Source organism: Pandoraea communis, assembly GCF_902459745.1.
In the GTDB taxonomy this organism is placed as follows: domain Bacteria; phylum Pseudomonadota; class Gammaproteobacteria; order Burkholderiales; family Burkholderiaceae; genus Pandoraea; species Pandoraea communis.
This window is the reverse complement of sequence record NZ_CABPSJ010000009.1, coordinates 92,385-119,298: the sequence shown is the minus strand read 5'-3', so window position 1 is coordinate 119,298 and position 26,914 is coordinate 92,385. Positions and strand designations below refer to the sequence as shown.

Genomic DNA, 26,914 nt, shown 5'->3' with positions numbered 1-26,914 from the left:
CGTGGAGAAGACATCGAATGGATAACAATCAATCCCTCATGCGCAACATCGGGCCGTTCGCCCTGATGTTGACCGGTCTTGGCTCGATCATCGGCTCCGGCTGGCTGTTTGGTGCCTGGAAGGCTGCCAAGATCGCCGGCCCTGCCGCCCTTTTCGCCTGGATTATCGGCGCTGTGGTCATTCTGGCCATTGCGCTCACCTACGCCGAACTGGGTGCGATGTTCCCCGAGTCGGGCGGCATGGTGCGCTATTCCCGCTATTCGCACGGCAGTCTGGTCGGCTTCATCGCCGCCTGGGCCAACTGGATCGCCATCGTGTCGGTGATTCCGATCGAGGCCGAAGCATCGATTCAGTACATGAGCACGTGGCCGTACGACTGGGCACATAACCTGTTCGTGGACGGCACGCTCACCGCTGGCGGCCTTGCCCTCTCCGCACTGCTCGTCATCGTCTACTTCATGCTGAACTATTGGGGCGTGAAGCTCTTTGCGCGCGCCAATACGGCGATCACACTGTTCAAGTTTGCGATTCCGGCCCTGACGATTGCGGGTCTGATGATGGCGGGCTTCCATCCGGGCAACTTCACTCTGGCGGAGCACGGCGGTTTCGCGCCGAACGGTATGTCGGCCGTGCTGACGGCGGTCGCCACGTCGGGCATCGTATTTGCGTTCAACGGCTTTCAGAGTCCGGTGAACCTCGCGGGCGAAGCGCGCGATCCGGGCCGCAGCATCCCGTTTGCGGTGGTCGGCTCGATTCTGCTCGCGACCGTCATCTATTTGCTGCTGGAAGTGGCCTTCGTCGGTGCGCTCTCGCCCGAGCAACTGACGGGGGGCTGGCAAATGGTGAGCTTCAGCTCGCCGTTCGCCGAACTAGCGATTGCGCTCGGCCTGAACTGGCTCGCGATCGTGCTGTACTTCGACGCGTTCCTGAGCCCGAGTGGCACCGGCACCACTTATATGGCCACCACGAGCCGCATGATCTACGCCATGGAGCGAAATCGCACCTTGCCCGAGATCTTCGGCCGCGTGCATCCGCTGTACGGCGTGCCGCGTCAGGCAATGTGGTTCAACCTGGCGATCTCGTTCGTCTTCATGTTCTTCTTCCGTGGCTGGGACTCGCTAGCCGCCGTGATCTCGGTAGCCACCGTGATCTCGTACCTGACGGGCCCGATCAGCGTGATGGCTCTGCGTCACTCGGTGCCCGAAATGCATCGCCCGTTGCGCCTGCCCGGCCTGTCTCTGATTGCACCGTTCGCCTTCGTTTGCGCGTCGCTGATTCTGTACTGGGCGCGCTGGCCGCTTACCGGCCAGATCATCGTGCTGGTGGTCGTGGCGCTGCCGGTCTACTTCTACTATCAGGCGAAAGACCAGTGGCAGGGTTTCCGCCGCGACCTCAAGGCATCGTGGTGGCTGATCGGTTACCTGCCGATAATGGCACTGTGCTCGTATGCCGGCAGCAAGGAATTCGGCGGTATCGGCCTGCTGCCGTATGGCTGGGACATGCTGATCGTGGCGTCGTTGGCGCTCGCCTTCTATCACTGGGGCGTAAAGGCCGGCTGGCGCACCCCGTACCTCGCCCAGGAACGTGAGCGTGATGCAGCCGACATGGAGGGCATGCCTGCGCTCGCGCATTAAGCGCCCCGGCGTCACACCATCTTCCAACGAAGAATTCGCGGCGGGAGGGATGCCCTCAACACCTCCCCCAGATGGACCGGGGCCCCTTTCCGCCTCTCAGACATAAACCCAACTCGCTGCAGAAAGGCGCCCCGGTCCATCCCCCTCCACGCTCTCAGCACTTCCACCGACACCTTCCCCGCTTCTCAACTCTCCACTCCATACTCCGCGCCGCGCTAATCGCGAGATCGTCCGGCGGCTCGTTTTCATTTTGTTTTTTTCAGGGCTCAGTCCTGCGCTCACCGGTGCGCTCGCCGGCGCTCGATGAACAGGCTGTTGCCAAGCGCGCGCTTGGCCATCTTCTTGGCATCGGCCGCCGCAGCCGAAACCTCCACATGCGAGGGAAAGCTCTCGGGCGTGACAGCCACCACGCCAATCGACAAGCTCGTGATCGGGTGGAAGATGACCATGCCCCGGCGATCCTCCGCCTCGAACCCGCCGGCCGCAATCTGGTCCGGATGGAAATACTCCGTCACCGCCTCGCCGAAACGCGTGAGCGCTTCACGGCAACGCGCCTCCCAGTCAGGACTGCGGAACAGAATCAGGAAGTCGTCGCCCCCAATGTGCCCAAGGAAGTCGCGCTCGGGATTGCGCACGGCCATGAGCACGCGCGCGACGAGTTGAATCAGATCGTCGCCGCGACGGTAGCCGAACATGTCGTTAAAGGGCTTGAAGTTGTCAAGATCGACATAGCAGGCGTGAAACGATTGGCGCTCACCAATCATTCGATCCATGTAGTCGTCGATCGGCACATTGCCCGGCAACAGCGTGAGCGGGTTCGCATAACGCGCCGCATCGAGCTGCATATCGGTAATGTGACGCATGAGGGCATGCCCCTGCGCCACGCCGAAATAGCGCCCCTGATCCGTTACGATGAAACCAGCCGTAATCTGCCGGCTCGCCCCTTCGGCAATCATGCGGCTCAGGTCTTCCATCCGCGCACTCTTGTCGAACGTGAGGGGGCGCGGCTCCATGACGGCCGAGCACGGCTTGCGACCATAAAGCTCGCGCGTGAAGGGCCGGGCAAATCGGCCGATGAGCGAGGCCCGTCCGATCAATCCCACCGCGCGATCACGCTCGACTACCGGCAATACCTCCAACGCCGGGTCGCTCTCGAAGCGCGCCACCACGTCTTCGCTACGGGTATCGGGCGAAACAGGTTCGACATGGGCAGCGATGCGCTCGAGCGTCACGTTTCCCGAGCCCAGTTGACTCGGCTGCTGGTGGACGTAGGCACGGCGCTCGTTCACAACGTCTTGCACGTTGGCCGTGATCGCGCGTTGCGGCTGCGCTTCGGGGCGTGCAATAAAGTACCCCTGCCCCAGGAAGATGCCGAGATCGCGCACCACCTGCAGTTCTTCGGCATGCTCGATGCCTTCTGCAATAACCCGCGTGCCGCTGGTTTCCGCAATCTGACGCATCGAGCGCACGAACTGGAGCTTGAGGGTATCGGTGTCGATACCGTCCACGAAATGCCGGTCGATCTTGATGTAATCGGGCCGCAGCTCGGACCACAGTCTCAGGCTGGCGTACCCTTCGCCCATGTCGTCGAGGGCGACTTCGAAACCCAGCGCGCGATAGGCCGTGAGCGATGCCCGCGTGCTCGCAAGATCGAGGGTGGGGGCATGCTCCGTGAGTTCGAGCACCACGCGCTCAGGCGCGAGGCGCAACGACTGGAGCATGGCAAACGTCTCGTCGAGCCCCAGCGATTCGATCACACCGCCACCAGGTTGCGCACGGGTGACAGGACCGATGTTCAGGAACAGACGCTCCGGCAGATTCTGCTCGACGAACCCCCGCAGCACCGCACGGCGGCAGGCCAGTTCAAGCGGACCGATGAGGCCGTGACGGCGCCCGGCGGCAAACAGCGCCATCGGCGAGTGAATCGACGTGCCGGCGGGCCCTCGCACCAGCCCCTCATAACCGGCGATTTCCGAAGTCCGGAAATCGAGAATCGGCTGAAACACGCAGGTCAGACCGATACCCTCGCACAGCTCGGCGAGCAATACGCTCTCGTCAGGCTCGGCATAAGGCGCGGAAGAATTGGCAGACGGGGATTTCGCATCGCGTAAAGCGCCAGGGATGTCAAAGCGCTCCGACGGACGTATCGCGACAGGCGGGGGAGGGTTCAACTGAGACTCCGTAAGTCGGTGCGGTGCGCCGCCATCATGCAAACCGCAATGCGTTGTGCGGGCATATGTCGGGCGCGAATAGGCGCGCCGAAGGCAAGTGCGCTCCGATGAAGTGTCTCACCCGTGTTCCCCGTGCTTCGCGTGCGGCAGCTGCTCTGTGGCCCATATCCGCGTCTTGTGACGGCGCCCGCAGGCACCCTCTTTTAGTTGACACTCAGGCTATCGCCGTTATTTGACAGAACCGTGACAGTGCTGGAATTGCCACACTCCTCGCCCCCACACGTCCTCCGGCATCTCACCAGACGAGAATGCTCGCACCAGCGAGATGCACCGCTGGCTTGGGGACGAAAAAAAACGGCAACGCCGCAAAGCGTTGCCGTTTTTTGAGGACGACTCCATTGGCTGGAGCGACCGCCTGAAACTTACCAGGCCGTGACGACCGAGCCGCCGAACTTCTGCTCGATGAACGCCTTCACTTCCGGCGAGTGGTAAGCCTTGATCAGCTTGGCCACCCAGGGCTTGTTCTTGTCGGCCGTGCGAATGACCAGCACATTGGCGTACGGGCCGTTGGCGTCTTCGATCGCAAGCGAATCACGCTTCGGTTTCAGACCGGCTTCCATCGCGAAGTTGGTGTTGATGACGGCCACGGCCACGTCATCGAGCGAGCGCGGCAGTTGTGCGGCGTCCAACTCCACGAACTTCAGCTTCTTCGGGTTCTCCACCACGTCCAGCGGCGTTGCCTTCAGACCGGCGTCGGCGCGCAGCTTGAGCAGGCCCTGCTTTTGCAGCAACAGCAGCGCACGGCCGCCATTGGTCGGGTCGTTCGGCAGCGATACCTTGTCGCCCGACTTCAGATCGGCCAGCGACTTGAGCTTCTTCGAGTAGATGCCCATCGGGAAGATCACCGTCTTCGCGATCGACTCGAGCTTGTAGCCACGGTCCTTCACTTGAGCATCGAGGTACGGCTGATGCTGGTAGCTGTTCACGTCCAGATCGCCCGACGACAATGCGGCGTTCGGCTGCACGTAATCGCTGAATTCGATGACCTTGATGTTCAGGCCGTCCTTCGCTGCCACTTTCTTCACTTCATCGAAGATCTGGGCATGCGGACCGCCCGTGACGCCAACCTTCAGGTTGATGGCGTCGGCTGCGGCGGCGGGCGCTGCGAATTGCGTGGCGAAAACCGTGGCGGCACCCACACCAGCCAGCAGCTTGAAAATCGTACGACGTTGCATAGAAAACCTCGCGTGTAAGTGAAGTGCCGGCTCGCCGGCGACGTTGTTATATGGGGCGTGATTACTTATGGCTCAGACGGCGCACCAGCCAGTCGCCGAACGTCTGCACCAGTTGTACGAAGACGATCAGGATCAGCACGACGGTAATCATGACTTCCGGCAGGAAGCGCTGATAACCGTAGCGGATGCCGAGATCGCCCAAACCGCCGCCGCCGATGGCGCCGGCCATTGCGGAGTAGCCGACCAGGCTGACGAACGTGATCGTCAGGCCCGCCACGATGCCGGGCAGCGCCTCGGGCAGCAGCACCTTCATGACGATCTGACCGGTCGTCGCGCCCATCGACTGGGCCGCTTCGATCAAACCGCGATCGACCTCGCGCAGTGCGGTCTCCACCAGACGTGCCACGAACGGCGCGGCGGCGATGGTGAGCGGCACCACGGCGGCCATCGTGCCGATGGACGAGCCGACGATGAGCCGGGTGAACGGAATCACGGCAACGAGCAGGATGATGAACGGCGTCGAGCGCACGGCGTTGACGATGATGCCAACGATGCGGTTGGTCGGCAGGTTCTGCAACACGCCGTTGCGATCCGTCAGGTAGAGCAGCACGCCAAGCGGCACGCCGACGACGGCACCAATCAGGCCGGAAATCCCGACCATGATGAGCGTCTCCCAGAACGAAGAGACGAACAGATCGAACATTTCACTCCACATGGCTCAGCTCCTCAACGACAACGCCCTGACTGGCGAGGAACGCCATGGCTTCGGCCACACGGGCCGGGGTGCCGCCCGCCATCACGGCGAGCGATCCGAATGCCTGCCCCTGGATCTCGTCGATCTGGCCGTGCAGGATATTGAAATCGAGTTCGTAGCGGCGAATCGCCTCGGAGAGCAGCGGCTGATCCACGCCTGCGCCGGAGAACGCCAGACGATACAGATGGTCGTGGCCGTTACCGATGCGCGACGCGACACGCTCGCGAACGCCTGCGGGCAATTCCTGTGCAATCACATCGCCGATGAGCGCGCGCGTGACTTCGTGGTGCGGGCGCAGAAACACGTCGATCACGCGGCCCTGTTCGACCACGCGGCCGGCGTCGAGTACGGCAACTCGGTCGCACACCTGCTTGATGACTTCCATCTGGTGCGTAATCAGCACGATGGTCAGCCCCAGCTCGCGGTTGATACGCTTGAGCAATTCGAGAATCGAGCGCGTCGTCTCGGGATCGAGCGCCGACGTGGCTTCGTCTGACAGCAGCACCTGCGGCTCGCTCGCCAGCGCACGGGCGATACCCACACGCTGCTTCTGACCGCCGGAAATCTGCGCCGGATAGCGATCCTTCTGCGCCGTCAGGCCCACGAGTTCGAGCAGCGGCAGCACCTTCGCCTGAATCTCGGCGGCCGACATGCCCGCCAGCTCCAGCGGCAGCGCCACGTTATCGTAGACGGTGCGCGAGCTGAGCAAATTGAAATGCTGAAAGATCATGCCGATGCGACGGCGCGCCTGACGCAGGTCGTCCGACGACAACGATGTCAGGTCCTGTCCGTCAACGCGCACGGTTCCATCGCTCGGACGATTGAGCAGGTTGATCACGCGCACGAGCGTGCTCTTGCCGGCGCCGCTTCGGCCAATGATGCCGAAGACTTCGCCACGCTCGATCGACAGGCTAATTTTGGAAAGCGCGTCGATCGGCCCCTTGGGTCCAGCGAAACGCTGGGTAATGTTCTGGAGTTCGATCATGCAAAAAAATGGCAGCCCCACCGCCGAAACTGCCCGCAGTGCCGCCGCCCTGACCCGGTATATAGCGCAAAGGCGACATTCTAGCCCATGCATCTAAATAGTTGAAAATAATAAAATTTGATCTCTTTATACTAAATTTCAACTGAAGTTCGCATCACGTCGCAACGCGAAAATGAAGGCCATTGCTTCGTGCCGCAATGCAGCACAAATTGGGTGCACGGCAGGACACCTGCCCTCTTAAACGGGAAAAAGTGAGGTGATTTCGCTAATGGCGAACGGCATTCTTGCCCGGCGGGAATGGGTGACTAAAGGGAGCGCAGATGCCGGCTCGAACCGGCAAATCGGGAAATGGGAAAATGTCAGGCTTGCCGGCTGGACGCAAAGTCGTCCAGCACTTCGATCACGCGGTCGAATTCCAGCGATTTGTCGAAGAAATGCTGCACGCCCAGTTGTTGGCAGCGTTTGCGATACGTTGCCAAAGCGTAGTTCGTCAGCACGATGGCCATAAGGTGCGGCAACATGCCGGCGTCGTGCAGATACGAGAGCACGTCCATGCCCGAGCCGCGCCGCAACTGAATATCGACGATCACGGCATCGAACGAATCTTCCTTGAGCGTGCGAACCGCGTCGTCGGCAGTCTCCGCCACACCTGCCACCTGGAGCATCCCGGTCGAGCCGAGCGCTTCGGACAGGCTCTCGCGAATCACCGCCGAGTCTTCGATCAACAGCACCTTGAGGGGCAAACGGGACCCCGTATGCGTTGCCGCGTTCCCGGTCGACATCACAAGCCTCTCTTTTCTATCAACTGATCAGACCGTTCTTGAGCGCGTAGAGCGTCAGGTCGGCATTGGTTTTCAAATGCATCTTTTCCAGCACCCGCGCGCGATACGTGCTGACTGTCTTCACCGAGAGATGTAATTCGTCGGCGATTTCCGTTGGCGTGCGTCCTTGCGCGAGCTTGCAGAACACCTGGAACTCGCGCTCCGAGAGTTGTTCGTGCATCGGCTCGTCGATCGGCTGCTCCAACTTCTGCGCAAGCAGATCGGCCGTCCCTTCGCTGACGTAGCGGTGACCGCGCGCCACCGTGCGAATCGCCCGGATGATCTCCTCGGGCGGGGCGTCCTTCATCAGATAACCGTTCGCCCCGGCACGCAGCAGATTGACGGCGTACTGCGCTTCGGGATACGTCGACAGGAACAGCACGGCCTGCTCCGGACGCAATTGCTTGATCACCCGCAGGGTATCGATGCCGTTCTTGTCGGGCATGGCGATATCCAACAGCACGACATCGAACGGCGCCTCGCGAACGGCACGAATCACTTCGTCTCCGCTCGCAGCCTCGCCCAGCACCTCCATGTCCGACTCGTCGACGATGAACTGCTTGAAGCCAGTACGAACGATCGCGTGGTCGTCGGCAATCAGGATTTTTATTGTCGATGACATCTAAGCTCCAGAGACTGTCCTCATCGGTCAGATGGCCTCACCCACATGTCGGGACACGCAGATCATGGCCGTCGTCGCCCGTTATTCGCGCTCGGCGCAGATCGCGCATCGCATCGGCATGCGTTTGCCCGACCGTCAGCATTCCCCCAAGCCTGCGCCGCGTAGTGGTATCCCGGTCGCCCAAATAATGAATCATCTCGCGGTAACTCTCAATCGCAATATGCGCCGCGCGAAATAGGCACGTCTATCGCCGGACGACCCCGAAGAGCAGCGTGACCAGAAAGATCACCAGGAAGACAAAGAACAGAATCTTCGCGATCTCGGCCGCACCGGCCGCAATTCCCGTGAAGCCGAAAACGGCGGCAATCAACGCGATCACGAAAAACACGACAGCATAGTGAAGCATCGCAACCTCCTTGAATGGGATCGGCCCGCAAGCCGCATAACCGGCGCATCGCGGAATCGCTTCGGCGCAAGACCACAGCCTGCGCCGCAGCGCGCCGTCTAATCAACCATCTTCTTGGCGATGGTCAGTCCAAGCAGCAGGAAGATCACGAATAGCACCAAGAACAGCACAAATAGAATCTTCGCGATCCCGGCAGCACCGGCGGCGATCCCGGTGAAGCCCAACAGGCCGGCCACAATCGAGATCAGTGCAAATAGCAAAGCCCATTTCAACATAGCACTCTCCCTGGTTAATACGTCATCTCCCGGAGATATCCCTCGCACCCGATGGCCTGACAACGTGTTGCATAGTGCGGCGCAACCCATCGAGCACTAAGTGCATGGTAGGAAAAGCGCGCTGGCGGGACTGCCCGGCCGGCGCTGGTTTTTGCGTAGGAATTCGCTGACATTTCCCAAAACGACGGGAATTTCGACTTATGATCAAAGCGCGTCTCGTCCACCGCATTCCTTGCAGGATTACCCCAAAACCACCCCGACGAGCCCCTCATGCCCCGATTGTTTTCGTCCTGGCTGCGCCGCCGAAGCTGGATCATCGCCATGATTGCCGCGATCGTCATCACGGTCGGGAGCCTGATCGGTCTCGAATCGGCGCACCGCCGTCTCGCCTCCACCTATGAGACAGCGCTGCAAGCCATGATCGCAGCCAACGAACTCAACGAGATCATGGCGCACACCTCAACCGTGGTGTCGAGCCAGCGCGGGTACCTGCTCACGAACAACGCGAGCTATCTCGATCCGTACCTGTCGGCCGTGCGGCGCATTCGCGCGCTCGCGATGCTCGTCATCCAGCATTACGAAAACGTGGGCGATGCACAGGCGACGCGGGAGTTTGCCGACGTGATGACGTTGTTCTCGCAGCGCATCGCGGCGATGGAAGCAGCGCGCGCGGCGGTCAGACAAGGGGAAATGAGTCTCGAAGAGGCGCTCTCGCCTGCCAACCTCGGCATGGGCACCCTGGAGCCCGTGCAAAACGGCATCACCGATCTGTACAACCGTGAGCTGGCGCGCGCGCGTGCCGCGCAGGCCAACGGGCGCTTCGATCAGGCGATCTCGGCGGTGAGCGCCGGCGCGCTCTCCGTGCTCACCATCCTGCTGTTCATCCTGCTGTTCCGCACGCTCGGCCGGCAGATGCGGCAGGAGGAATTGGCGCGCGACCAGTTGCGCGAACAGCAGGCACACCTGGACCGGCTCGTGCGCGAACGCACCGAACAACTCGACGAACTGGCCACCCACTTGCAAAACGTCAGCGAAGACGAGAAGACGCGCCTGTCGCGCGAGTTGCACGACGAACTCGGCTCGATTCTGACGGCCTGCAAGATGGATGTCACATGGGCGCACCACAAGCTGCGGAGCACCGATCCGGTGATCGCAGAGAAGCTGGCGCGTGCACAGCGCAATCTCGACTCCGGCATTCAGACCAAGCGCCGCATCATTGAGAACCTGCGCCCGACGGTGCTGATCAACTTCGGCCTTGTCACCGCGTTGCGCTCGCTTGCCGAGGAAGCCGCCGACCAGCAACACTGGCAACTCGATCTCGATCTGCCGGAAGAAGACTTCGCACTGCCTGAGTCGACCGCCATCGCGCTTTTCCGCGTTGCGCAGGAATCGCTCACCAATGCGGGCAAGTATGCGCGGGCGACGGCCGTGCGCGTCGCGCTGGCGTGCGACGATCAGCGTGTGCGTCTGGAAGTCATCGATAACGGCATCGGCCTCACGCCGGACCAATTCAACAAACCCAAGACACACGGCCTGTTCGGCATGCGCCAGCGCGTCTCGGCCAAAGGCGGACGCATCGATATCCACTCATTGCCGCAACGCCTCGGTACCGAGATTCAGGTCGTGCTGCCGCTGTGCAGTCCGGCGGATGCGCTGGACATTGCCACGGAAGTGACCGAAAGCACCGCACCGCAGGTGCCCGCCATTGCGAATCGCGACAGCGATGCCGGCAACTCGCCCGAAACGTCCGAAACGTCCGAAACACCCGAAACACCCCAGCCCCCCTCCCCGCCCGTCGGAATGCACTGACAGCGCAACCCGACTCCGCCTACGTCGCGAGGCTGGCGCAGCTGACAGCGCGAACGTTTCGCACTCCCTATCATGGAATCACTTGCCGCCCAAACAGTGCGGTAATCGCGCGGTAACGATGCGCGAAGTTGTCGTATGGAAACACCTGAACCCAACCTCAAGGAGTTGCCATGAACTCGGATCTGATCAAGGGCAAGTGGAGTCAACTGAAGGGCGAAGCCAAGAAGCAGTGGGGCAACCTGACCGACGACGATCTGCTCAAGATCGAGGGAAACCGCGACAAGTTCGTGGGCGCGATTCAGGAGCGTTATGGCAAGGCGAAGGCCGATGCCGAGCGCGAGGTCGACACCTGGAACAACCGGCACAAGCTCTGGTAAGCAAGTGTCGCCATGCCCACCGGGAGGCGGCCTCCCTTCTTCCTCGCACCTCGGACGACATCATGTCGCGAACGCGGCATCTGCCGCTGTTTTTGCGCCACACGCCGCCCGCCCCTTGTAAATGAATGTAACAAGTGTCGCCCGAGGCGGCGCGCCTGCTTGCGGCCGCCACCTTCTGGCGCGCCAGTCGGAACGAGCGCAAACCATTGATTCTGAATAGAATAGGCGCCTAACTCACACGTTCGACGGCTGCTTTTCTACGCCCGAACGTTCCCCATGCCGTGTCAATGCGCATACTTTGCAACAATTGCGCCACGCCTGCGTTTCGGAACTTCAGTAGAGTTAAGTCAGGGAAATGTGACGAACCAGGGTGTCGGCGGGCACCAGGCGCGTCGAACGGCATGGTGCCGTTCGGGCGCTGTCATCAGTACGCTGCCAAGTCCGCAGGAGAAATATCATGAAAACCAAGTTTGCCGCCCTTGCCATCGCCGGTATCGCGCTCGCCGCGGGTGCGATCGGAACGGCGCAGGCTCACGTCTCGGTCGGTATCGGCATTGGCATACCTCTGGTCGTCCCCGGCCCGGTGTATGCCCCGGCCCCGGTATACGTGGCGCCGCCTCCGCCGGTCTATTACGCGCCGCCCCCCGTCTATGTCGCGCCTGCGCCGGTCTACTATGGTGCGCCGCCGCCGGCCTATTACGGTCGCCCCTACTACGGCCGTCCCTACTACGGCCACGGTTACTGGCGCCACGGCCGCTGGTATGGCTATTGATCGACGGCCGGCATGACCGGCCGCCGAACGTACAACGCGCCGCCGACTGCGAGGTCGGTGGCGCGTTCGCTTTCAGGGGACGAACGGTGATGTGTGCTTAGCGCTCAACCCGGTAGCCAATCCGGAAGCCGCCCCAGTGACGTCCGTTCACATAGATGGGTGCCGACGCGTCTTTCATCACCACAAACTCCCCGCCCCCCATGTCGCGCCGATAGGTTTGCAGGAGCAGCGGTTTAGTGTTGCGTCCCGCCGCAGCCCCCGTGCGATCGTTGAAGAGACGGCGGTTACGACAGTGGGCGGCGTTCCAGACAGGATCGTTGGTCGGCGACTGTGAGAACTTGCGGTTGTGCGTCGGCAGATAGCCGTTCTCGTCAACAACGGCGCAGAAGGTGATGCGCTCGTTGAGTCCGAGCAAGGGCTCCTGAATGGCTGGCAGCGTCTCGTCGGTAAAACGTGTGAAGCGCGCCATCAACTGCGGCGGGTTCGATCCCGGAATCGGCTCGTAGCGACGGTCGAACAGCTCCTGCTCGCTGATCTTGCCCTTGGCCAGCGCCGCCTCGAAACTCTCCCCCACCTGCTTGGCCGCCCGGCGCACGGCGCGAATGAACGGCGTGTCCTGCGTTTCGACGTCGGCTTCGGCAATCAGCCCGATCAGATGCTCCGAGACGGACAGCAGCCCATTGATGCGCTCGCGCGCACTTTCGACGTGTTCCGCCGAATGCGATACCCCGTCGGCCATTTCGTCGACGTGCGCAGCGAGTGTCGTGCACTCGTTTTCGATGGCTTCGCTGACCTCGGCAATCTGCCCGGCTTGACGATCGAACGTGTCGAGCGCCGTCCCGGCCGTCTCGATCACACTCGCAATGGCGCGGGTGCCTTCGCGGGCATCGTTGGCGCGGGCGACGTTGGCGTTGCTCTCGCGCATCAGACGCTCGGTGCGCTCCCCCAACGCGGCGAGCGTGCGCTCGATCTGCTGGGTCGCCTCCGCCGTCTTGCTGGCGAGCAATTTGACTTCCGAGGCAACGACGGCGAAGCTGCGCCCGGCCACCCCCGCACGAGCCGCTTCGATCGCCGCATTGAGCGCCAGCAGATTGGTTTGGCGGGCGATGACCGAAATGCCCTCCGCTACCTTCCCCACATGGTCGAGCGCTTCGCGTAGCCCTGTGATTTCGCCGGCCATGCCGGATACGCCTTCCACGAGGCCGTGGATGGAGGCAAGCGACGCGTCTGCCGTGTTGCGTGACGCCGAGATTTCCGCGCTTGCACGATCGGCCACATCGCGCGCCTCACGCGCGGCGCTGGCGATGCGTTGGTTGCCTGCGCTGGTGTCTGTCGCGGCGCGGCGAAGCGCCTGAAACACTTCGGCCTGACGCTTGATTCGAACGGCGATTTCGTCGACGTTACCGGCGACGTCGCACAATTCAATGCCGAGGGTGCCGGCGTTGGCGGCCACCTCGTTCATGATATCGACGGTCTGCGCCGCTCCCCTTGTGCGCGTGAATAGCCCCATCGTCAGTCTCCTCGCATCGCTGATCTGCTTGTTATGACGAGGGCACGACATCCGCCGGAACTGCCAAAAACGCCGGAAAGACGTTCGCGCCACACGCTGATGTGTCGAAAATTATAACGGGAGAAAAAACGGCCGACTTGAGGGTTTCGTCGCTTGTCGCGGCCCCGCACTTCCGACTTTGTGAAGCCACCCTCTCATGCACGGCTTACGCAGGACTTACTGCCCGGCAGGCAGGCCGGGAGACGCCGCAGCGCCTATCGCGGCACGCATCGCCTCGCCCACGGCCACGACCAGCCCCCCCGCGTCGCGGCGATGCAGCAACGCGATTTCGCTGTCGGCGTTCGCGTCGTCGAGCGCCACGCGGCGCACGCCCGGCCCGGCCATGGCAGCGAGACTTTGCGGCACGATGGCCACACCGAATCCCGCCGCGACCAGATTGACCAGCGTCGCCTTTCGCGACGTCGCCACGGCGGCCTTCGGGAAGAAGCCGTGCTGCTGGCACAACTGCGCAACACGGTAGCTCAATCCGCCACGCTCCCGGTGCGGCAGCGAGACAAACGGCTCGGCGGCCAGCGCCGCCACACTCACCGACGCCTGGTGTGCGAGCGCGTGGCCCGGCGGCACGAGCAGCAGCAAACGCTCCTGCGAAATGATTTCGCACACGAGCGAAGCCGCCGGGCGCAGTACCGGCAGCCGCACCAGCCCCAGATCGATACGGCCGGCCTCGATGTCGTCCTGCTGCTGTTCGGAGGACAGTGTCGAGACGTCGACGCTCACGCCGGGATTGGCCTGAAGATGTGCATACAGCGCGGCGGGCAATGCCCCGGCGAACGGCACCGAACTCGAGTGCGCCAGCCGTACGGTGCCCTGCTCGCCGCGCGCCACGCTGCGCGTAAGCGCCACCGAGCCTTCGAGTTCGGTCAGTACACGCCGCGCCTCGTTCAGAAACGTGCGGCCGGCAGGCGTGAGCGTCACACCTTTTGACGAGCGCTCGAGCAACACCGCCTGCAATTCCCGTTCGAGTTCCGAGATCTGGCGGCTCAGCGCCGATTGCGCGACGAACAACCGTTCGGCCGCCGCACTAAATCCACCGGCGTCGACCACTTCGAGGAAATACCGTAACTGCCGCAGCGACACCATGATCATGCCGTTTCGAGATCGAATATCGCCACATTCTATATTGGCGCCGCCCCGACACGCGGCCCTATGCTGACGGAAAACCTGCGCACACCCTGCTTGCTTCGTCAGGCTGCGCCTCTCTCATCTCATTTCGTCATTTCGTCCGCGCCATGCTTTCGACGTTCTCCCGGCCCCTGTTCGACACCCTTGTCGCCGCACTTCCCACACCGGGTCACTGGTTGCTGATGAGCGCCGCGCTCGTTGTGGCCTATGTCATCTTCGGCATTGCGGGCTTCGGCACTGCGCTCGTCGCGAGCCCCGCGCTGGCCTATGCGATGCCCGTTGCCCAGATCATCCCAATGCTCGCCTTGCTCGACTTCGGTGCGGCATCGGGCAACGTCGTGCGCAACGCGCGCGCGGCAGACGTCGACGAACTACGCCGCCTCGTGCCCGCGATTATCGCCGGGAGTCTCGCGGGCGCGGTGCTCCTGCTGACATTGCGGCCCGAGGTTCTGTTACGTTCGTTGGCGTGGTTCATCTGCTGCTATGCCGTGTTCTCGCTGTTCGGGCCGCGCGCAAAATCGCGTCTATCGCAGGCGTGGGCGGTGCCGTTCGGTGCGTTAGGCGGCATGTTCGGCGCGATGTTCGGCAGCGGCGGCTTTCTCTTCGCGATCTATCTGACGAGTCGTCTCGACCGTGTGGAAGCCATGCGGGTGACGCAGGCGACGCTCATCGGCTTCAGTACCCTGGCACGCGCAGCACTCTTCCTGTTTGCCGGCGTCTACGCCAACCTGTCGATGCTTGTGACGGCGGCATCGCTGATACCGGCGATGATCGCCGGCATGTGGATTGGCAAGCACATTACGCTGCGGCTCTCGCGCCAACAGTTCGTGAAGGCAGTGAATCTCGCTGTGCTGGCGGCGGGCGTCGCGCTCCTGATACGCAGCCAATAGCACTGGCGCGTCGATTCGCCGGACGCCCGAAGCACGCAGGCAGCGGGTATGCTGACGGCCTTGCTCATCACACACGGCCCTCATCTCATGTCGCTGCCCGCCTTGCTCGTCTTCGGCGAAGCCCTCACCGATCTGATTCGTCAACCCGGCGGCGACGCTCGCCAGTGGGTGAGTCGTGCGGGGGGTGCGTGCTGGAATGTCGCGCGCGTGAGCGCCGCGATGGGCGTGGCAACCGGATACGGCGGCGCGATCAGCACTCATGCGCCGTTCGGCACCGAACTGCTCGCGCTCTCCCGCGCTGCCGGATTGGACGACCGATACTTGCAGCCGGTCGATGCGCCGCCGCTCGTGGCCGTCGTGCACCGTCACGATCCGCCCGCGTACTTCTTTCTTGGCGAGGGCGCCGCCGATCTCGCCTTCGATCCCGGCGCGCTGCCGTCCGGCTGGCAAGACGCCGCTCACGTCGCGCATTTCGGCTGCATCAGCCTTGTGCGGGAGCCATTGGCGGGCACGCTCGTGTCGCTGGCCGCGCAGTTGCATGCGCGAGGTACCGCCATCAGCTTCGATCCCAACCTGCGCAATCTGATGGGCCCCGGATACCTCGCCACATTCACGCAGATGGCAAAGCTCGCGACGTGGCTCAAGCTCTCGATGGAAGACCTGCGCGGACTTTACCCCGGTCGTCCGGATGACGATGCGTTGGCGGAAGTCCGTCGTATTGCACCGCAGGCATCGATATTGCTGACGGATGGCGAACGCGGCATGCGATTGCTTCTGCCCGACGGCACAGCGCTCGTCCAACCGGCATACCCTGTCGACGTGGCAGACACCGTGGGCGCGGGCGACGCCACCATCGGCGGCTGGCTGGCCAGTCTGTCGCGCGAACCCAACGCGCCGCTTGGCCGTCACTTGCGCCGCGCGGCCGCCGCCGCAGCCCTCGCCTGCACGCGCACAGGCGCCCATGCGCCAGATTGGCAGGCGGTAGAAGCCCTCATCGCCGCGCAACGCGTTCGCGACACGTCGTCGAGTCAATCATCCAAATAATGGCTATGATGAAAGCCAATCATCACCATAGCCGATGAATTCGACATGACGCCGGACCAATTGCTGACCTTCGCGACGGTCGCCGAACTGGGCAACATCAGCCACGCGGCGCAGGCGTTGCATCTGTCGCAGCCCGCAGTCTCCGGACAATTGCGGCTGTTGCAGGAATCGTTTGGCGAGCCGCTGTATCGGCGCGACGGACGCGGTATCCGGCTGACGGCCGTGGGTGAGCAGGTCGCGGTGTACGCCAACAAATTACGGCAAGACTACCGTCAGGCGCTCGCGTTGCGTGACAGCCTGCGCGGCATGGAAACGGGGGCATTGCGCATCGGCGCGAGCACGACGCCGGCCAGTTACCTGCTGCCCTACGTGATCGCGGAATTCCATCAACGCTACCCCGCCGTGGCCCTGCACATCGTCGACGGCAACACCAGCGAAATCGTGGCGCAGCTCGACCGTCTCGACGTGGCCTTCATCGAGGGTGCGGTGCCGCCGGGCTTGTCGCCGGAGATTGCGGTGCGCCCGTGGCGCGACGACGAAGTCGTTGCGATTGCGCGCGTCGATCATCCGCTGGCGCAACAACCCGAAGGGGCGTCGTTACAGGCCATCGCCGAATATCCGCTGATCCTTCGCGAACCGGGTTCGGGGGTGCGGGCGCTGGTGGCCCGCGCGTTCTCGGTGGCCGGGCTCACACCGCGCGTGGCGCTGGAATTGGCGGGGGTGGAGAGTATCAAGGAGGCGGTACGGGCGGGCATGGGGGTGGGCTTCGTCTCGGCGATGTCGATGCGACATGAAGATGCCGCCCTCGCTTCGGTACGCATTGATCCGCCGCACGGTCTCAAGCGTTTGCTCACTGCGCTCGTGCCGCACGCCGATGCCCTGTCGCGTCCCACGGAGCGCTTTCTCGCTCAGTGCTTTGCGGGGGACGCTCCCGGTCCGGCCGCGCTGCGGTGACACGCGACAGCGACCCCATCGTACGCTGCACGGCACTCGTCGCATCGCCCGCCGGACCGGCGCGTCAGACCGTCTCCTACGGCCTTATTTGAAATCCCAAGCCATTTGCTCGGCCACCGACGTCGCTTCCGACGAGCGCACGCATACCTCCAGATAATCGGTGACGGGCGTCGGGGGACGCGTCCCTTCGGACAGCAGACGACGGTTGTCGAACACGTAATCGAGCGCCGCAAACGCGCCATATCGACGCAGCGCCTTCGCCATCAGACGGCTGTTTCCATGCCCCAGTTGACGGGCCAACGCAGGCGTCAAGCGCGCAATCTCGGCGTCGCCGATGTGCCGGAAACGCTCGCCCAGGGGCGCCACGCCGCGCGCCCTCGCCAGCGCCGCTTCGATCTGGCGAATCGTGCGCGTGCTGCCCTCGCCGGCCGAGACGTGATACAGGTCGTGACGCAAATGCGGCAGGAATGCGAGATCGATCAGCGCGTTGGCGCAGAAATCGACAGGCACCACGTCGAGCCGGTCGTCGAGACCGCAGGTGAATGCACCGAGCAACTGCACCATGCGGAACATCCAGAAAATGCTGCCGGACGGCTCACACCCGAGGCGCGTATGGCCCACGACGACGGAGGGCCGAGCAATCACCAGCGGCAGGCTCGGCCACGCACGGCGCAGGCGACGCTCGGCTTCGGCCTTCGATGCGGTGTAGGGCACGACCTGATGATCCGCGAGCGCCAGATCGTGCGACTCTCGAACCAGCCCCGAGAGCGAATCGCCACACGCCATGGCGGTGCCGACATGCACAAAGCGCTCGAGCACCGGCGACGCCGCGACCGCACGGGCAAGCGCCAGGGTGCCGGTGACGTTGACGGCGTCGAGTTGCGGGTGCGCTGAAAAGGACGCAATCGCCCCGGCGTGAACGACATGCGTGACGCTGCGCATGCGCGGGTCGTCTTCGAACGAGACCGGCTGTGCAAGGTCGCCGCACACAATGTTCGCTTCGCCGAGCGCGAGCCGATGCACGGCTGCAACGCGAAAACGATCCATCGCGGCGCGCACGCGCGCCAGACCATCGCTGCGGGTGCGCGCGCGCACGAGAAGCAACAGCGACGGACCGAATCCGTCATTGAGAAGCTGGGCGACAACGGCGCCGCCCACAAAACCGGTACTGCCGGTGACGAGAATTCGCATGGCTTTGGCCTCGCAGAAAAACGGAACCGCGACGTGTTCGTCAGAACGTGTAGTCGAGCGTTGCGGCGACCTGATAGTTGGTCTTGTTGAATACGATGGGACTCTTCGACGCGTTGCCCGTGTAGCGCATGACGCCGCCGGCTACCGTGGTGCTCCAGTGCTTCGTGAATTTGTGTGTCCAGTTCGCCGTGAGGCTCACGCCGTAAAGCCCGCCGCCCACCGCGTGCTGGCGATAGCCCGAATTGAGGCTCTGGTTCGCGCTCACGCCGAAATAGGTCTGCGCATACTTGCCGCTGGCAAAGTGCGCCGTGGCCCCGACACCGACCGAGTCCGTGGGCGACTTGAAAAGCACGCTGTCCACGGCAAAGCGGTAGACATTGCCGCGATCGCGATGGGTCAGCGGGACATCCGTCGCCACGCTCACGACGGCCAGATCGCCAATCGCATAACCGGCTTGCAGCGTGGTGAAGACCGAACCCTTGATGTCGCCCATGCCGCGCAGCTTGTCCGAGCCGGCGTCGCCCCCCTTGGCTCTGTCCTTGCGCCCGCCGTCATACGAGAGCGCCGCAGACACGAAGAAGCCCGCCGGCAGCGAGAGTCGATAGCCGATGCCGCCCAGCCCCACGAACACGCCGTAAGGCGTTTGCAGCGCAAGGTTGAGGGCCGGCGTGGCGCGATACTCGTCGCTGCCCATGTAGCGAGGGGAGTAGCCCACACCGCCGCCAATCGTGAATTCGTAGCCGCTTTCCTGTGCCTGCGTCGGCAGGCTCTGGTCAGGCTGAATGCCGCTGTATCGCGCGGGTTCGACCGAAAAGGCCTGCGACGCAACGCCCGCCAGCAGCAGCCCCACGGCGCTTGCCGCAAGACGGGGGAGATGGCGATTGCGGCGGGTGTGACTGGGATAGCGACCTTTCATGGCACTCCTACAAGTTCGATGCGTTTCTGGCGTTGGGAAATTGCGATCTGCGCACGGATCGCAAGGTGAGCGCATGGTAGGCGTGAAGCGACTCCCTGGCTGTTACCTGATTTAGGAGAGTTGTGAACAAATGTTTTCATTTGTTCGCAGGTTTGAAACGCCCGCCCGGCGGGGCTCCGGGGCAGTAGAATGCACATCACGGGAGTGCCGCCGAGCGTGTGCGGCACGGCACAACACGAAAGGAATACGGCCATGTACCGTGTCTTGCTTGTCGAAGACGATGCGCGGCTGGCCGCGCTTGTCACGGAATATCTGCATGCCTATCGCTTCGAAGTCATGGTCGTTGCCAATGGGGCGCGCGCTTTGGAGCGCTTTCGCGCGTTTTCACCGGATATCGTGGTGCTCGATCTGATGCTGCCCGGCATGGATGGCATGGAAATCTGCCGCCAGATGCGCGCGGTGAGTACCACACCGATCCTCATCCTCACGGCGCGTGAAGACACTTACGATCAGGTGGCCGGTCTGGAGGTCGGCGCCGACGATTACGTCGTGAAGCCGGTTGAGCCGCGGCTGTTGCTCGCCCGGTTGCGGGCGCTGTTACGGCGTGCCGTGCCGAGCGCCGAGGTGGAAGTCGCGAGCGACGACGGGCTGGCGTTCGGGCTGTTGCGCATCGTGCCGCGCGATCGCATGGTGTTCTGGCGCGGCGTACCCGTGGAATTGAAGTCCAACGAATTCAGCCTGCTGCTGATTCTGGCGCGCAGCGCCGGGCGTGTGGTCACGCGCGACGAGATCCTGCAACAGTTGCGCGGCATTGAATTCGACGGCATCGACCGCACGGTCGACGTAGGCATCTACCGGTTGCGCAAACGCTTCGAGGACACCGACGGTGAGCCGCAACGCATTAAAACCGTCTGGGGACGCGGCTATCTGTTCAGCCCGTCTGCCTGGGAGAGCTGAGCCATGTTTCGCGTACTTTTGAAGGTGTACCTGCTGGCCGGCATCTCGCTTGTGGTCGCGATTCTGCTGATCCAGAACACCTTCGTTTATCTGTTCTACGACCTCATGAACCGCTCCGCGCAAACGCAGTTGGGCTCGTACGTGTGGATCATCAACAAGTCTCTCTCGCAGATTCCCGAGTCGAAGTGGCCGGAGTTCATTGCCGAATTCGAGAGCAAGGGCAAAGACAAGATGGAGATCGTGCCGCTCAAGGGCTTCAAGCTCGCACGCGAGTATGTGCGGCCGCAACTCGAAGCCGGCCTGCCGGTCGTGAACGATACCCAGGGCGATCACATCGCGCTTCGATTGCGCGACTCCGACTGGGTGCTCTCCTACAAGAGCGGCACCGACCTGAATATGAAGCAGACCAACTATCTTGCCTACGCGTTGCTCGCGCTGCTCCTGCTGATGGCCGTGCTGACCTGGGTTCGATGGTATTGGAGCGATTTGCAGTCGCTCAATCGCGCCGCGATCCGCTTCGGGGAAGGTGACTTCAACTCGCGGGCGAAAGTGTCGCGCTTCTCGAATCTCGGCTCGCTCGTCCACGTCTTCAACACCATGGCCGAGCGTATCGATCGTTCCGTCAAGGCACAGAAAGACATGATCAACGCGGTGTCGCATGAATTGCGCACACCGATCGCACGCCTCGATTTCGGGCTGGAAATTCTTCAGCAGCGCCGCCATGACGGCGACGCCCGCGAGCGCATCAACGCGCTCAAAGGCGACATCCGCGAACTCGACGAACTGGTCACCGAACTGCTCTCTCTCGCGCGGCTGGACCAGATCACGGTGCCGCCCACGCGTCACGCCGTCTCGCTACGCCTGATGTTCGACAGTCTCGCGGCGAATTGCACCGAAGTGCTGGCGGCGCGTTCGATTGCGCTCGACATTGCCGCCGAACCCGGTGCGGATTGCGTCGAAGTCGAACCCAAGCTGCTCGCGCGCGCGGTACAGAACCTGCTCAACAATGCGATGCGTCATACATCGCGGCGCATCGTTTGCGGCGCGAAGACCTGCGAAGGCGGCGGCGTCATCATCTACGTCGACGACGACGGCGAGGGCGTGCCCGTAGCTGAGCGCGCCCGCATCTTCGAGCCCTTCCACAGGCTCGACAGCAGTCGCAACCGCGCGACGGGTGGCTTCGGTCTGGGGCTCGCCATCGTGCGACGCATCGCGCTGCTGCATGGCGGCCACGTTGGCGTCGACACGTCGCCGCTGGGCGGCGCGCGATTCACCATCACGCTCCCGGGCACATCCACAGGCTGACATCGAGCCCCCTCCGGGCATACCTCGATCCCAAACCTTGCGGCCGGCGAACCATTCGCCGGCCGTTTTCATTGCAGCGTCCTTTCGGATAACGATGAATTGTCATGTTCACGACATGTTGACCGCCTACATTGGCGGCTCAATCTAATCCCAAAGAGGACCTTGTCATGAAACCCAACTTCCGCATTGCGGCGGCGGGGTGCTGTCTGGCGTTCGCCAGCAGCCTGCCCATGCCCGCGCTGGCCCAGTCTAACGTTCAGCTCTACGGGCTGATCGACTCGGGCGTCGAATTCCTCACCAACGCCGACAAGAACGCCGCCGGCAACACCGTCAACCTGACACGCATCACCTCGGGCAACCTCGCCGGTTCGCGCTGGGGCATCAAGGGCACCGAAGACCTCGGCGGTGGCAACAAGGCCCTGTTCCTGATCGAGAACGGCTTCAACCTCGGCAACGGCCAGTCGCTCCAGGGCGGCCGCGAGTTCGGTCGTCTGGCCTACGTCGGCCTGTCGAACAGCTCGCTCGGCACCGTCACGATCGGCCGTCAGGGCGGCGTGTTCCTCGACTGGGTGAGCAAATTCAACCCGCTCAACAACGCCGTGTACGCCATCAAGATGCAGGACACGGCGTTCTCCGACCGTCTGGACAATAGCCTTCGCTATACGGCCAAGCTCGGCGCGTTCGACGCCATGGTCCAGTACTCGAAGGGTTACGACGACGTGAGCTTCGGCAGCGCCACGCCGGGCGACAACCGCCGGGCGCAAGTCGTCGACGCCGGTGTGCGCTATGCCAACGGCCCGCTATCGTTCGTGCTCGCTTACGATCAGAAGAACGGCGGCTCGACGCTGCCCAAAGCGGCCATGACCCCGAAGGTCGGCGGCTATGAAGGCAACATCGATCGCCGTATCGCCGCCGCCGTGCAGTACTCGCTGCAAAGCGTCGATCTGTACGTGGGTTATCGCTACCTGAACGCCAAGGCGATCCATCTCTCGGCCCTGAACAAGAGCCCGGTGGAAGCGTCGAGTTACTACTGGCTGGGTACGACGTGGCACGCCATGCCGGCGCTCGACCTGTCGGCCACGGCCATGTATCAGGACTTCTACGGAACGAACCGCGACCCGTTGTCGTTCCAGGTCAGCGCCGACTACAACTTCTCGAAGCGCACCGACGTCTACGTCAATCTCGGCTACGTCGTGAACCGCAACGGGTCCGACCTCGGTCTGAACGGTTTCGGCAACAACGTGGTCGCCGGCAAGAACCAGTTCGGTACGATGGCCGGTATCAAGCACACGTTCTGATGACGAGCGACACTCGCGCTTCGCAAGGCGTGTCCGTGTCGCTGCGCGCGCTGCACCAGACGTTTGGTGCAACGCGCGTACTCGAGGGCATCGACCTCGATGTCCCGGCCGGCACCACGACTGCCCTGCTCGGCCCCTCGGGCTGCGGCAAGAGCACCCTGCTCAAGTTGCTCGCCGGCCTGCTCGCCCCCACCGGGGGCGAAATCCGTTTCGACGATACGGTCGTCGCCAGCGACAGCATTTGCCACGCCCCCGAGCGGCGCTCGCTCGGCATGGTGTTTCAGGACTACGCGCTGTGGCCGCACATGAGCGTGGCCGCCAACGTGGCGTTCCCGCTCGAGATGCGCGGAGTTAAACGCGCCGAGCGCAGCGACCGTGTGGAAGAGGCGCTTTCGCTCGTCGGTCTGGCCGGGCTGGGCCCGCGCAGACCGCAGGCGCTCTCGGGCGGGCAGCAACAACGCGTTGCGCTCGCGCGCGCCATCGTCTCGGCCCCGCGCCTGTTGCTGTTCGACGAACCCCTATCCAACCTCGACCGCGATCTGCGCACACGTTTGTGCGCCGATATCGGGGCGCTGCTCTCGCGTCTTGGCACCACCGCCGTCTACGTCACACACGACCGCGACGAAGCCGAGGCGCTGGCGGACCAGATCGTGATCCTCGCCCACGGGCGCGTTGACAAACGTATTACGAGGTAGCCCATAATGTTTCACCGCAAAATTATCGCGACACTCACCATGGCCTTTGCTGCAAGCGTCGGCGTACAACACGCGCATGCGCTGACCGTCTATACCGCCGGCCCCGGCAACCTCAGCAAGAAGCTCGCTACAGGTTTCGAGAAGAAAACCGGCATCAAAGTCGATGTGTTTCAAGCCACCACCGGCAAGGTGATGGCGCGGATCGAGGCCGAACAGGCCAACCCGCGTGCCGATGTTCTCATCTCCGCCTCGTGGGACACCGCGCAGGATCTCGAGAAACGCGGCTGGCTCGCGCCCTACCAGAGCGCTAACGCCGCACGCGTGCCCGCTCCGTTCAAGACGCCGCACTACGTCGCCCAGGGCCTCTCGGCGCTTGGCATCGTCTGGAACGCCAAGTCGGGCACGCCCGAACCGCGTGACTGGCGCGATCTGACCAAGCCGGCCTACCGCAATCTCGTGACGATGCCGGACCCGGCGCTGTCGGGCGCATCGGCCGATCTGTTGCTGGGTCTGCAAGCGCGTCTGGGCGGCGAAGCCTGGAAGCTCTTCGAGGATCTCAAGCACAACGGCATGGTCGTCTCCGGCCCGAACGCGCAGGCGCTCAACCCGGTGCTGCAAGGTGCGAAGGCTGCCGTGTTCGGCGCGGTCGATTACGTTGCCTACGCGGCGGCGGCGAACGGCGAAGCGGTGAAGGTCATCTTTCCGACGAGCGGCACGGTCATCGCACCGCGTCCGATGATGATCCTGAACACGTCGAAGCAGCAGAGCGAAGCGCGTCAGTTCATCGACTATGTGCTCTCGGAAGAAGGTCAGCAGATGGTTGCCGAGGCGTGGCTGATTCCCGCGCGCGAGGACATCGCGATCAAGCGCGCCTCGTTCAAGGATCTGCGCCTGCTGCCGCAGGGTGACGCGCAATCGTCGAGCGCTTCGCGCGCCGATGTCCTGGCACGTTTCGCCAAACTCAACGGCCAGCACTGACGGTGAAATCGTTCCGACTACTCCCCGCGGCGACGGTTGCAGCCCTCGCCGTCGTGGTGGCGTTGCCGGTTGCGTTCGTGCTGTTGCAGGCGGTCTTTCCGCACCTCGCGCAAGGCTCGTTCGCCAAGCCCTTCTCCGCCGTCTGGCCCACGCTGTCGCATGACAACACTTTGCCGTTGCTGACCAACACCTTGCGGTTGGGACTCTCGGTGGCGTTGGGCACGGCACTGGTCGGCGGCGCGCTGGGGGCGGTGCGCGGCCTGTTTCATGTACCGGGCGCCCGGCTCTGGGATCTGTGCTTCCTGCTGCCGTTTCTCGTGCCGCCGTATCTCGCGGCACTCGGCTGGATGCTGCTGCTGCAAACGGGGGGGTATGCCCAGCAGCTTACCGGGCTGGATGCCGGACAGTTCCTGTTCTCGCTGCCGGGCCTCGTCTTCGTGATGACGCTCAACATCTTCCCGGTCGTGTACTTCGCCGTCTCGCGCGCACTGGCCACGACGGGGTCGCGTCTGGCCGACGTCGCTCGGGTACACGGCGCATCGGCATGGCGGGCGTTCGCCCGTGTGACGTTGCCGCTCGCGCTGCCCGCGTTCGCGGCCAGTCTGCTGTTGGCCTTCACAATGGCCATCGAGGAATTCGGTGCGCCCGCCGCATTGGGAGCGCGTGCAGGCTTCTCTGTGCTGGTAACGTCCATCGAGGGGCGCTTCGCCGACTGGCCCATCGATCTGCCGGGCGCGTCGATCCTGTCGGTCGTGCTGGCAGTCATCGCGCTGTTCGCCTTCGTGTTGCAGCACCGGCTCGCGGCGGGCAAGGACTTCGAGACGCAAACGGGCAAGCCGATCGCCTCGCCGCCGCGTGCGTTGGGGCGTGGGCGGGTGCCGGTGCTGTTCGGGTTCGGTCTGGTTGCGCTGCTCGCCACGGTCGCGCCACTGTTCTCGATTCTGGCCACGGCGTTCTCGGGCACGCTCTCGGGCGGCTTGTCGCTCGCCAACCTGACGACCGCGCACTTCGCGGCGCTGCTGGGTCAGGGCGCAGAGGGCGTCGAAGCGCTGGCGACGAGTCTGTCGCTGGCGCTGGGCACGTCGCTCGTGACCGGGGTATTGGGGTTCCTGTGTGCGTGGTGCGTCGTGAAGTCGACGATGCGCGCCCGTGTGCTGATCGACGGGCTCTCGCTGCTGCCGCATGCACTGCCGGGCATCGTTGTCGGCGTGGGGTTGATCCTTGCCTGGAACCTGCCGTTCTGGCCGGTGACGCCTTACAACACATGGGGCATTCTGCTGCTGTCGTATAGCTGCCTGCTGCTGCCTTACCCGGTGCGTTACACCAGCGCCGCCTTGCGTCAGACGGCCGCCTCGCTCGAAGCGGCCGCCCGCGTGCACGGCGCACCGGCCGGTGTGGCGCTGCGGCGCATCACGTTGCCACTGGTCATGCCTGCGCTCGGCGCGTCGCTGATGATCGTGTTCGCTATCGCGTCGCGCGAGTTGGTGACATCGTTGCTGCTGGCCCCCAGCGGGGTTCAGACGGTCTCGATCTTCGTATGGCGTCAGTTCGAGCAAGGCTCCATCGGGCAGGGGATGGCGATGGGTGTCGTGTCGATGACGGTAAGCGGCACGTTGCTCGCGCTCGCATCGAAGCTCAACGCAAAACCAGCGAACGGCTGAAGCCATCGGGTCGCGCCCGGCGTGGAGGCCGGGTGCGACCCTCACGCCACGCTCGCCACACAGTGCGTGCGACTCAGAACGACATGCGCACCAACTCTTCCACCGCCCCTACTACCTTGTCGCGCGTTCGCATCAGCATGGAAAACGACAGGTCGGCCTGAGTGCTCGCCAGCATCGCGCCGGTCAGATCGTCGCTATGGCCCAGATCGACCGCCTTCATCCGGTCGCCCGCGTCGCGTTGGGCGGCGTCCACCCCCCGCAGCATCGCACCGAAATCGGGCTTGCCCGAGGCCCCCGCCAGTGCAGGCGCCGCCTCGCGCACGCCAGCGGCCATATCCAGTTCGCGTTGTGCCGCTTGCATGCGACGCATTTCAGTCATCAGCGACTGTTCCATCGAGACGGGCATTCGAATCTCCGTGAGGCGTTTAAACGTGTGCCCCCGCGCGATGCGCAGCGGCACTGACTAGACTCC

Annotated in this window: 27 protein-coding genes; 14 read left to right on the top strand and 13 right to left on the bottom strand. The window is 63.4% G+C overall.

What is annotated here, in order from left to right:
- The first annotated feature begins 17 nt into the window (after positions 1-17).
- Positions 18-1,634: an APC family permease gene (locus PCO31110_RS24530; protein ID WP_150691663.1), complete on the top strand. Its 1,617-nt coding sequence runs from the start codon at positions 18-20 to the stop codon at positions 1,632-1,634.
- A 278-nt stretch (positions 1,635-1,912) separates the two neighbouring features.
- Here the strand turns inward: PCO31110_RS24530 and PCO31110_RS24525 are convergent, their stop codons facing one another.
- The 6 genes from PCO31110_RS24525 to PCO31110_RS24500 form a co-directional block, all read right to left on the bottom strand.
- On the bottom strand, positions 1,913-3,679 hold the full coding sequence (locus PCO31110_RS24525; RefSeq protein WP_010804447.1) for an EAL domain-containing protein: 1,767 nt from the start codon (positions 3,677-3,679) through the stop codon (positions 1,913-1,915).
- A 548-nt stretch (positions 3,680-4,227) separates the two neighbouring features.
- Positions 4,228-5,040, bottom strand: a complete 813-nt coding sequence (locus PCO31110_RS24520; protein WP_010804448.1) for a MetQ/NlpA family ABC transporter substrate-binding protein — start codon at positions 5,038-5,040, stop codon at positions 4,228-4,230.
- A gap of 61 nt (positions 5,041-5,101) precedes the next feature.
- Positions 5,102-5,755, bottom strand: a complete 654-nt coding sequence (locus PCO31110_RS24515; RefSeq protein WP_010804449.1) for a methionine ABC transporter permease — start codon at positions 5,753-5,755, stop codon at positions 5,102-5,104.
- A complete protein-coding gene (locus PCO31110_RS24510; protein ID WP_010804450.1) occupies positions 5,745-6,779 on the bottom strand; it encodes a methionine ABC transporter ATP-binding protein in 1,035 nt (344 codons plus the stop codon). The genes PCO31110_RS24515 and PCO31110_RS24510 overlap by 11 nt, the downstream gene beginning before the upstream one ends.
- Positions 6,780-7,138: 359 nt before the next feature.
- Entirely contained in the window at positions 7,139-7,561 is a 423-nt protein-coding gene (locus PCO31110_RS24505) for a response regulator (protein WP_150691661.1), read from the bottom strand.
- Between the two features lie 19 nt (positions 7,562-7,580).
- The gene (locus PCO31110_RS24500; RefSeq protein ID WP_010804452.1) at positions 7,581-8,222 is read right to left on the bottom strand and encodes a response regulator; all 642 of its coding nucleotides are present in this window, start codon (positions 8,220-8,222) and stop codon (positions 7,581-7,583) included.
- A 64-nt stretch (positions 8,223-8,286) separates the two neighbouring features.
- On the opposite strand from PCO31110_RS24500, the gene PCO31110_RS25825 reads away from it, so the two are divergent.
- Positions 8,287-8,460 carry a hypothetical protein gene (locus tag PCO31110_RS25825; protein WP_168162863.1) on the top strand — a complete coding sequence of 58 codons (174 nt, stop codon included), beginning with the start codon at positions 8,287-8,289 and terminating at the stop codon, positions 8,458-8,460.
- A gap of 6 nt (positions 8,461-8,466) precedes the next feature.
- On the opposite strand, the gene PCO31110_RS24495 is transcribed toward PCO31110_RS25825, so the two are convergent.
- Positions 8,467-8,628 (bottom strand): DUF1328 domain-containing protein, encoded by a 162-nt coding sequence (locus PCO31110_RS24495; RefSeq protein ID WP_010804453.1) that lies wholly within the window; start codon positions 8,626-8,628, stop codon positions 8,467-8,469.
- A gap of 98 nt (positions 8,629-8,726) precedes the next feature.
- Positions 8,727-8,903: a DUF1328 family protein gene (locus PCO31110_RS24490; protein WP_010804454.1), complete on the bottom strand. Its 177-nt coding sequence runs from the start codon at positions 8,901-8,903 to the stop codon at positions 8,727-8,729.
- Between the two features lie 270 nt (positions 8,904-9,173).
- Here PCO31110_RS24490 and PCO31110_RS24485 point away from each other — a divergent pair, with 270 nt between their 5' ends.
- The 3 genes from PCO31110_RS24485 to PCO31110_RS24475 all read left to right on the top strand — a co-directional run bounded on the left by PCO31110_RS24485 (position 9,174) and on the right by PCO31110_RS24475 (position 11,861).
- Complete coding sequence (locus PCO31110_RS24485; RefSeq protein ID WP_150691660.1) at positions 9,174-10,712, top strand: sensor histidine kinase; 1,539 nt, start codon at positions 9,174-9,176, stop codon at positions 10,710-10,712.
- Positions 10,713-10,882: 170 nt separating this feature from the next.
- Positions 10,883-11,089 carry a CsbD family protein gene (locus PCO31110_RS24480; RefSeq protein WP_010804456.1) on the top strand — a complete coding sequence of 69 codons (207 nt, stop codon included), beginning with the start codon at positions 10,883-10,885 and terminating at the stop codon, positions 11,087-11,089.
- A 457-nt stretch (positions 11,090-11,546) separates the two neighbouring features.
- A complete protein-coding gene (locus PCO31110_RS24475; protein WP_010804457.1) occupies positions 11,547-11,861 on the top strand; it encodes a hypothetical protein in 315 nt (104 codons plus the stop codon).
- Positions 11,862-11,958: 97 nt separating this feature from the next.
- Here the strand turns inward: PCO31110_RS24475 and PCO31110_RS24470 are convergent, their stop codons facing one another.
- Both PCO31110_RS24470 and PCO31110_RS24465 read right to left on the bottom strand, forming a co-directional pair.
- Positions 11,959-13,371 carry a methyl-accepting chemotaxis protein gene (locus PCO31110_RS24470; RefSeq protein ID WP_010804458.1) on the bottom strand — a complete coding sequence of 471 codons (1,413 nt, stop codon included), beginning with the start codon at positions 13,369-13,371 and terminating at the stop codon, positions 11,959-11,961.
- Between the two features lie 216 nt (positions 13,372-13,587).
- The gene (locus PCO31110_RS24465) at positions 13,588-14,517 is read right to left on the bottom strand and encodes a LysR family transcriptional regulator (protein ID WP_010804459.1); all 930 of its coding nucleotides are present in this window, start codon (positions 14,515-14,517) and stop codon (positions 13,588-13,590) included.
- A 143-nt stretch (positions 14,518-14,660) separates the two neighbouring features.
- Here PCO31110_RS24465 and PCO31110_RS24460 point away from each other — a divergent pair, with 143 nt between their 5' ends.
- Genes PCO31110_RS24460 through PCO31110_RS24450 form a run of 3 tightly spaced genes read left to right on the top strand, consistent with a single transcriptional unit; the run spans position 14,661 to position 17,441 of the window.
- Positions 14,661-15,443 carry a sulfite exporter TauE/SafE family protein gene (locus PCO31110_RS24460; RefSeq protein ID WP_150691659.1) on the top strand — a complete coding sequence of 261 codons (783 nt, stop codon included), beginning with the start codon at positions 14,661-14,663 and terminating at the stop codon, positions 15,441-15,443.
- Positions 15,444-15,491: 48 nt separating this feature from the next.
- Complete coding sequence (locus PCO31110_RS24455; RefSeq protein ID WP_246189971.1) at positions 15,492-16,487, top strand: carbohydrate kinase family protein; 996 nt, start codon at positions 15,492-15,494, stop codon at positions 16,485-16,487.
- 45 nt (positions 16,488-16,532) lie between these two features.
- Positions 16,533-17,441, top strand: coding sequence for a LysR family transcriptional regulator (locus tag PCO31110_RS24450; protein ID WP_010804462.1), 909 nt, complete (start codon positions 16,533-16,535; stop codon positions 17,439-17,441).
- Between the two features lie 84 nt (positions 17,442-17,525).
- Here PCO31110_RS24450 and PCO31110_RS24445 read toward each other — a convergent pair whose 3' ends face one another.
- Together PCO31110_RS24445 and PCO31110_RS24440 are read right to left on the bottom strand one after the other, a co-directional pair.
- Entirely contained in the window at positions 17,526-18,632 is a 1,107-nt protein-coding gene (locus PCO31110_RS24445; protein WP_010804463.1) for an SDR family oxidoreductase, read from the bottom strand.
- A gap of 40 nt (positions 18,633-18,672) precedes the next feature.
- Positions 18,673-19,548: a MipA/OmpV family protein gene (locus PCO31110_RS24440; RefSeq protein ID WP_174979766.1), complete on the bottom strand. Its 876-nt coding sequence runs from the start codon at positions 19,546-19,548 to the stop codon at positions 18,673-18,675.
- A 252-nt stretch (positions 19,549-19,800) separates the two neighbouring features.
- On the opposite strand from PCO31110_RS24440, the gene PCO31110_RS24435 reads away from it, so the two are divergent.
- From PCO31110_RS24435 to PCO31110_RS24410, 6 genes are all read left to right on the top strand, one after another.
- Positions 19,801-20,505 carry a response regulator gene (locus tag PCO31110_RS24435; protein ID WP_010804465.1) on the top strand — a complete coding sequence of 235 codons (705 nt, stop codon included), beginning with the start codon at positions 19,801-19,803 and terminating at the stop codon, positions 20,503-20,505.
- A gap of 3 nt (positions 20,506-20,508) precedes the next feature.
- The gene (locus PCO31110_RS24430) at positions 20,509-21,810 is read left to right on the top strand and encodes an ATP-binding protein (protein ID WP_010804466.1); all 1,302 of its coding nucleotides are present in this window, start codon (positions 20,509-20,511) and stop codon (positions 21,808-21,810) included.
- 167 nt (positions 21,811-21,977) lie between these two features.
- Entirely contained in the window at positions 21,978-23,108 is a 1,131-nt protein-coding gene (locus PCO31110_RS24425; RefSeq protein WP_010804467.1) for a porin, read from the top strand.
- Positions 23,108-23,803 (top strand): ABC transporter ATP-binding protein, encoded by a 696-nt coding sequence (locus PCO31110_RS24420; protein WP_010804468.1) that lies wholly within the window; start codon positions 23,108-23,110, stop codon positions 23,801-23,803. The genes PCO31110_RS24425 and PCO31110_RS24420 overlap by 1 nt, the downstream gene beginning before the upstream one ends.
- Before the next feature lie 39 nt (positions 23,804-23,842).
- Entirely contained in the window at positions 23,843-24,781 is a 939-nt protein-coding gene (locus PCO31110_RS24415) for an ABC transporter substrate-binding protein (RefSeq protein WP_246189970.1), read from the top strand.
- Between the two features lie 2 nt (positions 24,782-24,783).
- Positions 24,784-26,442, top strand: a complete 1,659-nt coding sequence (locus tag PCO31110_RS24410) for an ABC transporter permease (protein ID WP_036661414.1) — start codon at positions 24,784-24,786, stop codon at positions 26,440-26,442.
- Between the two features lie 73 nt (positions 26,443-26,515).
- On the opposite strand, the gene fliE is transcribed toward PCO31110_RS24410, so the two are convergent.
- Positions 26,516-26,848 carry a flagellar hook-basal body complex protein FliE gene (fliE, locus tag PCO31110_RS24405; protein WP_150691656.1) on the bottom strand — a complete coding sequence of 111 codons (333 nt, stop codon included), beginning with the start codon at positions 26,846-26,848 and terminating at the stop codon, positions 26,516-26,518.
- Positions 26,849-26,914: the final 66 nt, after the last annotated feature.

Bases quoted from the DNA above. Each gene is read 5' to 3' on its own strand.
- PCO31110_RS24530 (WP_150691663.1), top strand. From the start codon at position 18: ATGGATAACAATCAATCCCTCATGCGCAACATCGGGCCGTTCGCCCTG.
- PCO31110_RS24520 (WP_010804448.1), bottom strand. From the start codon at position 5,040: ATGCAACGTCGTACGATTTTCAAGCTGCTGGCTGGTGTGGGTGCCGCC.
- PCO31110_RS24515 (WP_010804449.1), bottom strand. From the start codon at position 5,755: ATGTGGAGTGAAATGTTCGATCTGTTCGTCTCTTCGTTCTGGGAGACG.
- PCO31110_RS24510 (WP_010804450.1), bottom strand. From the start codon at position 6,779: ATGATCGAACTCCAGAACATTACCCAGCGTTTCGCTGGACCCAAGGGG.
- PCO31110_RS24505 (WP_150691661.1), bottom strand. From the start codon at position 7,561: ATGTCGACCGGGAACGCGGCAACGCATACGGGGTCCCGTTTGCCCCTC.
- PCO31110_RS24500 (WP_010804452.1), bottom strand. From the start codon at position 8,222: ATGTCATCGACAATAAAAATCCTGATTGCCGACGACCACGCGATCGTT.
- PCO31110_RS25825 (WP_168162863.1), top strand. From the start codon at position 8,287: ATGGCCGTCGTCGCCCGTTATTCGCGCTCGGCGCAGATCGCGCATCGC.
- PCO31110_RS24495 (WP_010804453.1), bottom strand. From the start codon at position 8,628: ATGCTTCACTATGCTGTCGTGTTTTTCGTGATCGCGTTGATTGCCGCC.
- PCO31110_RS24490 (WP_010804454.1), bottom strand. From the start codon at position 8,903: ATGTTGAAATGGGCTTTGCTATTTGCACTGATCTCGATTGTGGCCGGC.
- PCO31110_RS24485 (WP_150691660.1), top strand. From the start codon at position 9,174: ATGCCCCGATTGTTTTCGTCCTGGCTGCGCCGCCGAAGCTGGATCATC.
- PCO31110_RS24480 (WP_010804456.1), top strand. From the start codon at position 10,883: ATGAACTCGGATCTGATCAAGGGCAAGTGGAGTCAACTGAAGGGCGAA.
- PCO31110_RS24475 (WP_010804457.1), top strand. From the start codon at position 11,547: ATGAAAACCAAGTTTGCCGCCCTTGCCATCGCCGGTATCGCGCTCGCC.
- PCO31110_RS24470 (WP_010804458.1), bottom strand. From the start codon at position 13,371: ATGGGGCTATTCACGCGCACAAGGGGAGCGGCGCAGACCGTCGATATC.
- PCO31110_RS24465 (WP_010804459.1), bottom strand. From the start codon at position 14,517: ATGATCATGGTGTCGCTGCGGCAGTTACGGTATTTCCTCGAAGTGGTC.
- PCO31110_RS24460 (WP_150691659.1), top strand. From the start codon at position 14,661: ATGCTTTCGACGTTCTCCCGGCCCCTGTTCGACACCCTTGTCGCCGCA.
- PCO31110_RS24455 (WP_246189971.1), top strand. From the start codon at position 15,492: ATGCTGACGGCCTTGCTCATCACACACGGCCCTCATCTCATGTCGCTG.
- PCO31110_RS24450 (WP_010804462.1), top strand. From the start codon at position 16,533: ATGACGCCGGACCAATTGCTGACCTTCGCGACGGTCGCCGAACTGGGC.
- PCO31110_RS24445 (WP_010804463.1), bottom strand. From the start codon at position 18,632: ATGCGAATTCTCGTCACCGGCAGTACCGGTTTTGTGGGCGGCGCCGTT.
- PCO31110_RS24440 (WP_174979766.1), bottom strand. From the start codon at position 19,548: ATGAAAGGTCGCTATCCCAGTCACACCCGCCGCAATCGCCATCTCCCC.
- PCO31110_RS24435 (WP_010804465.1), top strand. From the start codon at position 19,801: ATGTACCGTGTCTTGCTTGTCGAAGACGATGCGCGGCTGGCCGCGCTT.
- PCO31110_RS24430 (WP_010804466.1), top strand. From the start codon at position 20,509: ATGTTTCGCGTACTTTTGAAGGTGTACCTGCTGGCCGGCATCTCGCTT.
- PCO31110_RS24425 (WP_010804467.1), top strand. From the start codon at position 21,978: ATGAAACCCAACTTCCGCATTGCGGCGGCGGGGTGCTGTCTGGCGTTC.
- PCO31110_RS24420 (WP_010804468.1), top strand. From the start codon at position 23,108: ATGACGAGCGACACTCGCGCTTCGCAAGGCGTGTCCGTGTCGCTGCGC.
- PCO31110_RS24415 (WP_246189970.1), top strand. From the start codon at position 23,843: ATGGCCTTTGCTGCAAGCGTCGGCGTACAACACGCGCATGCGCTGACC.
- fliE (WP_150691656.1), bottom strand. From the start codon at position 26,848: ATGCCCGTCTCGATGGAACAGTCGCTGATGACTGAAATGCGTCGCATG.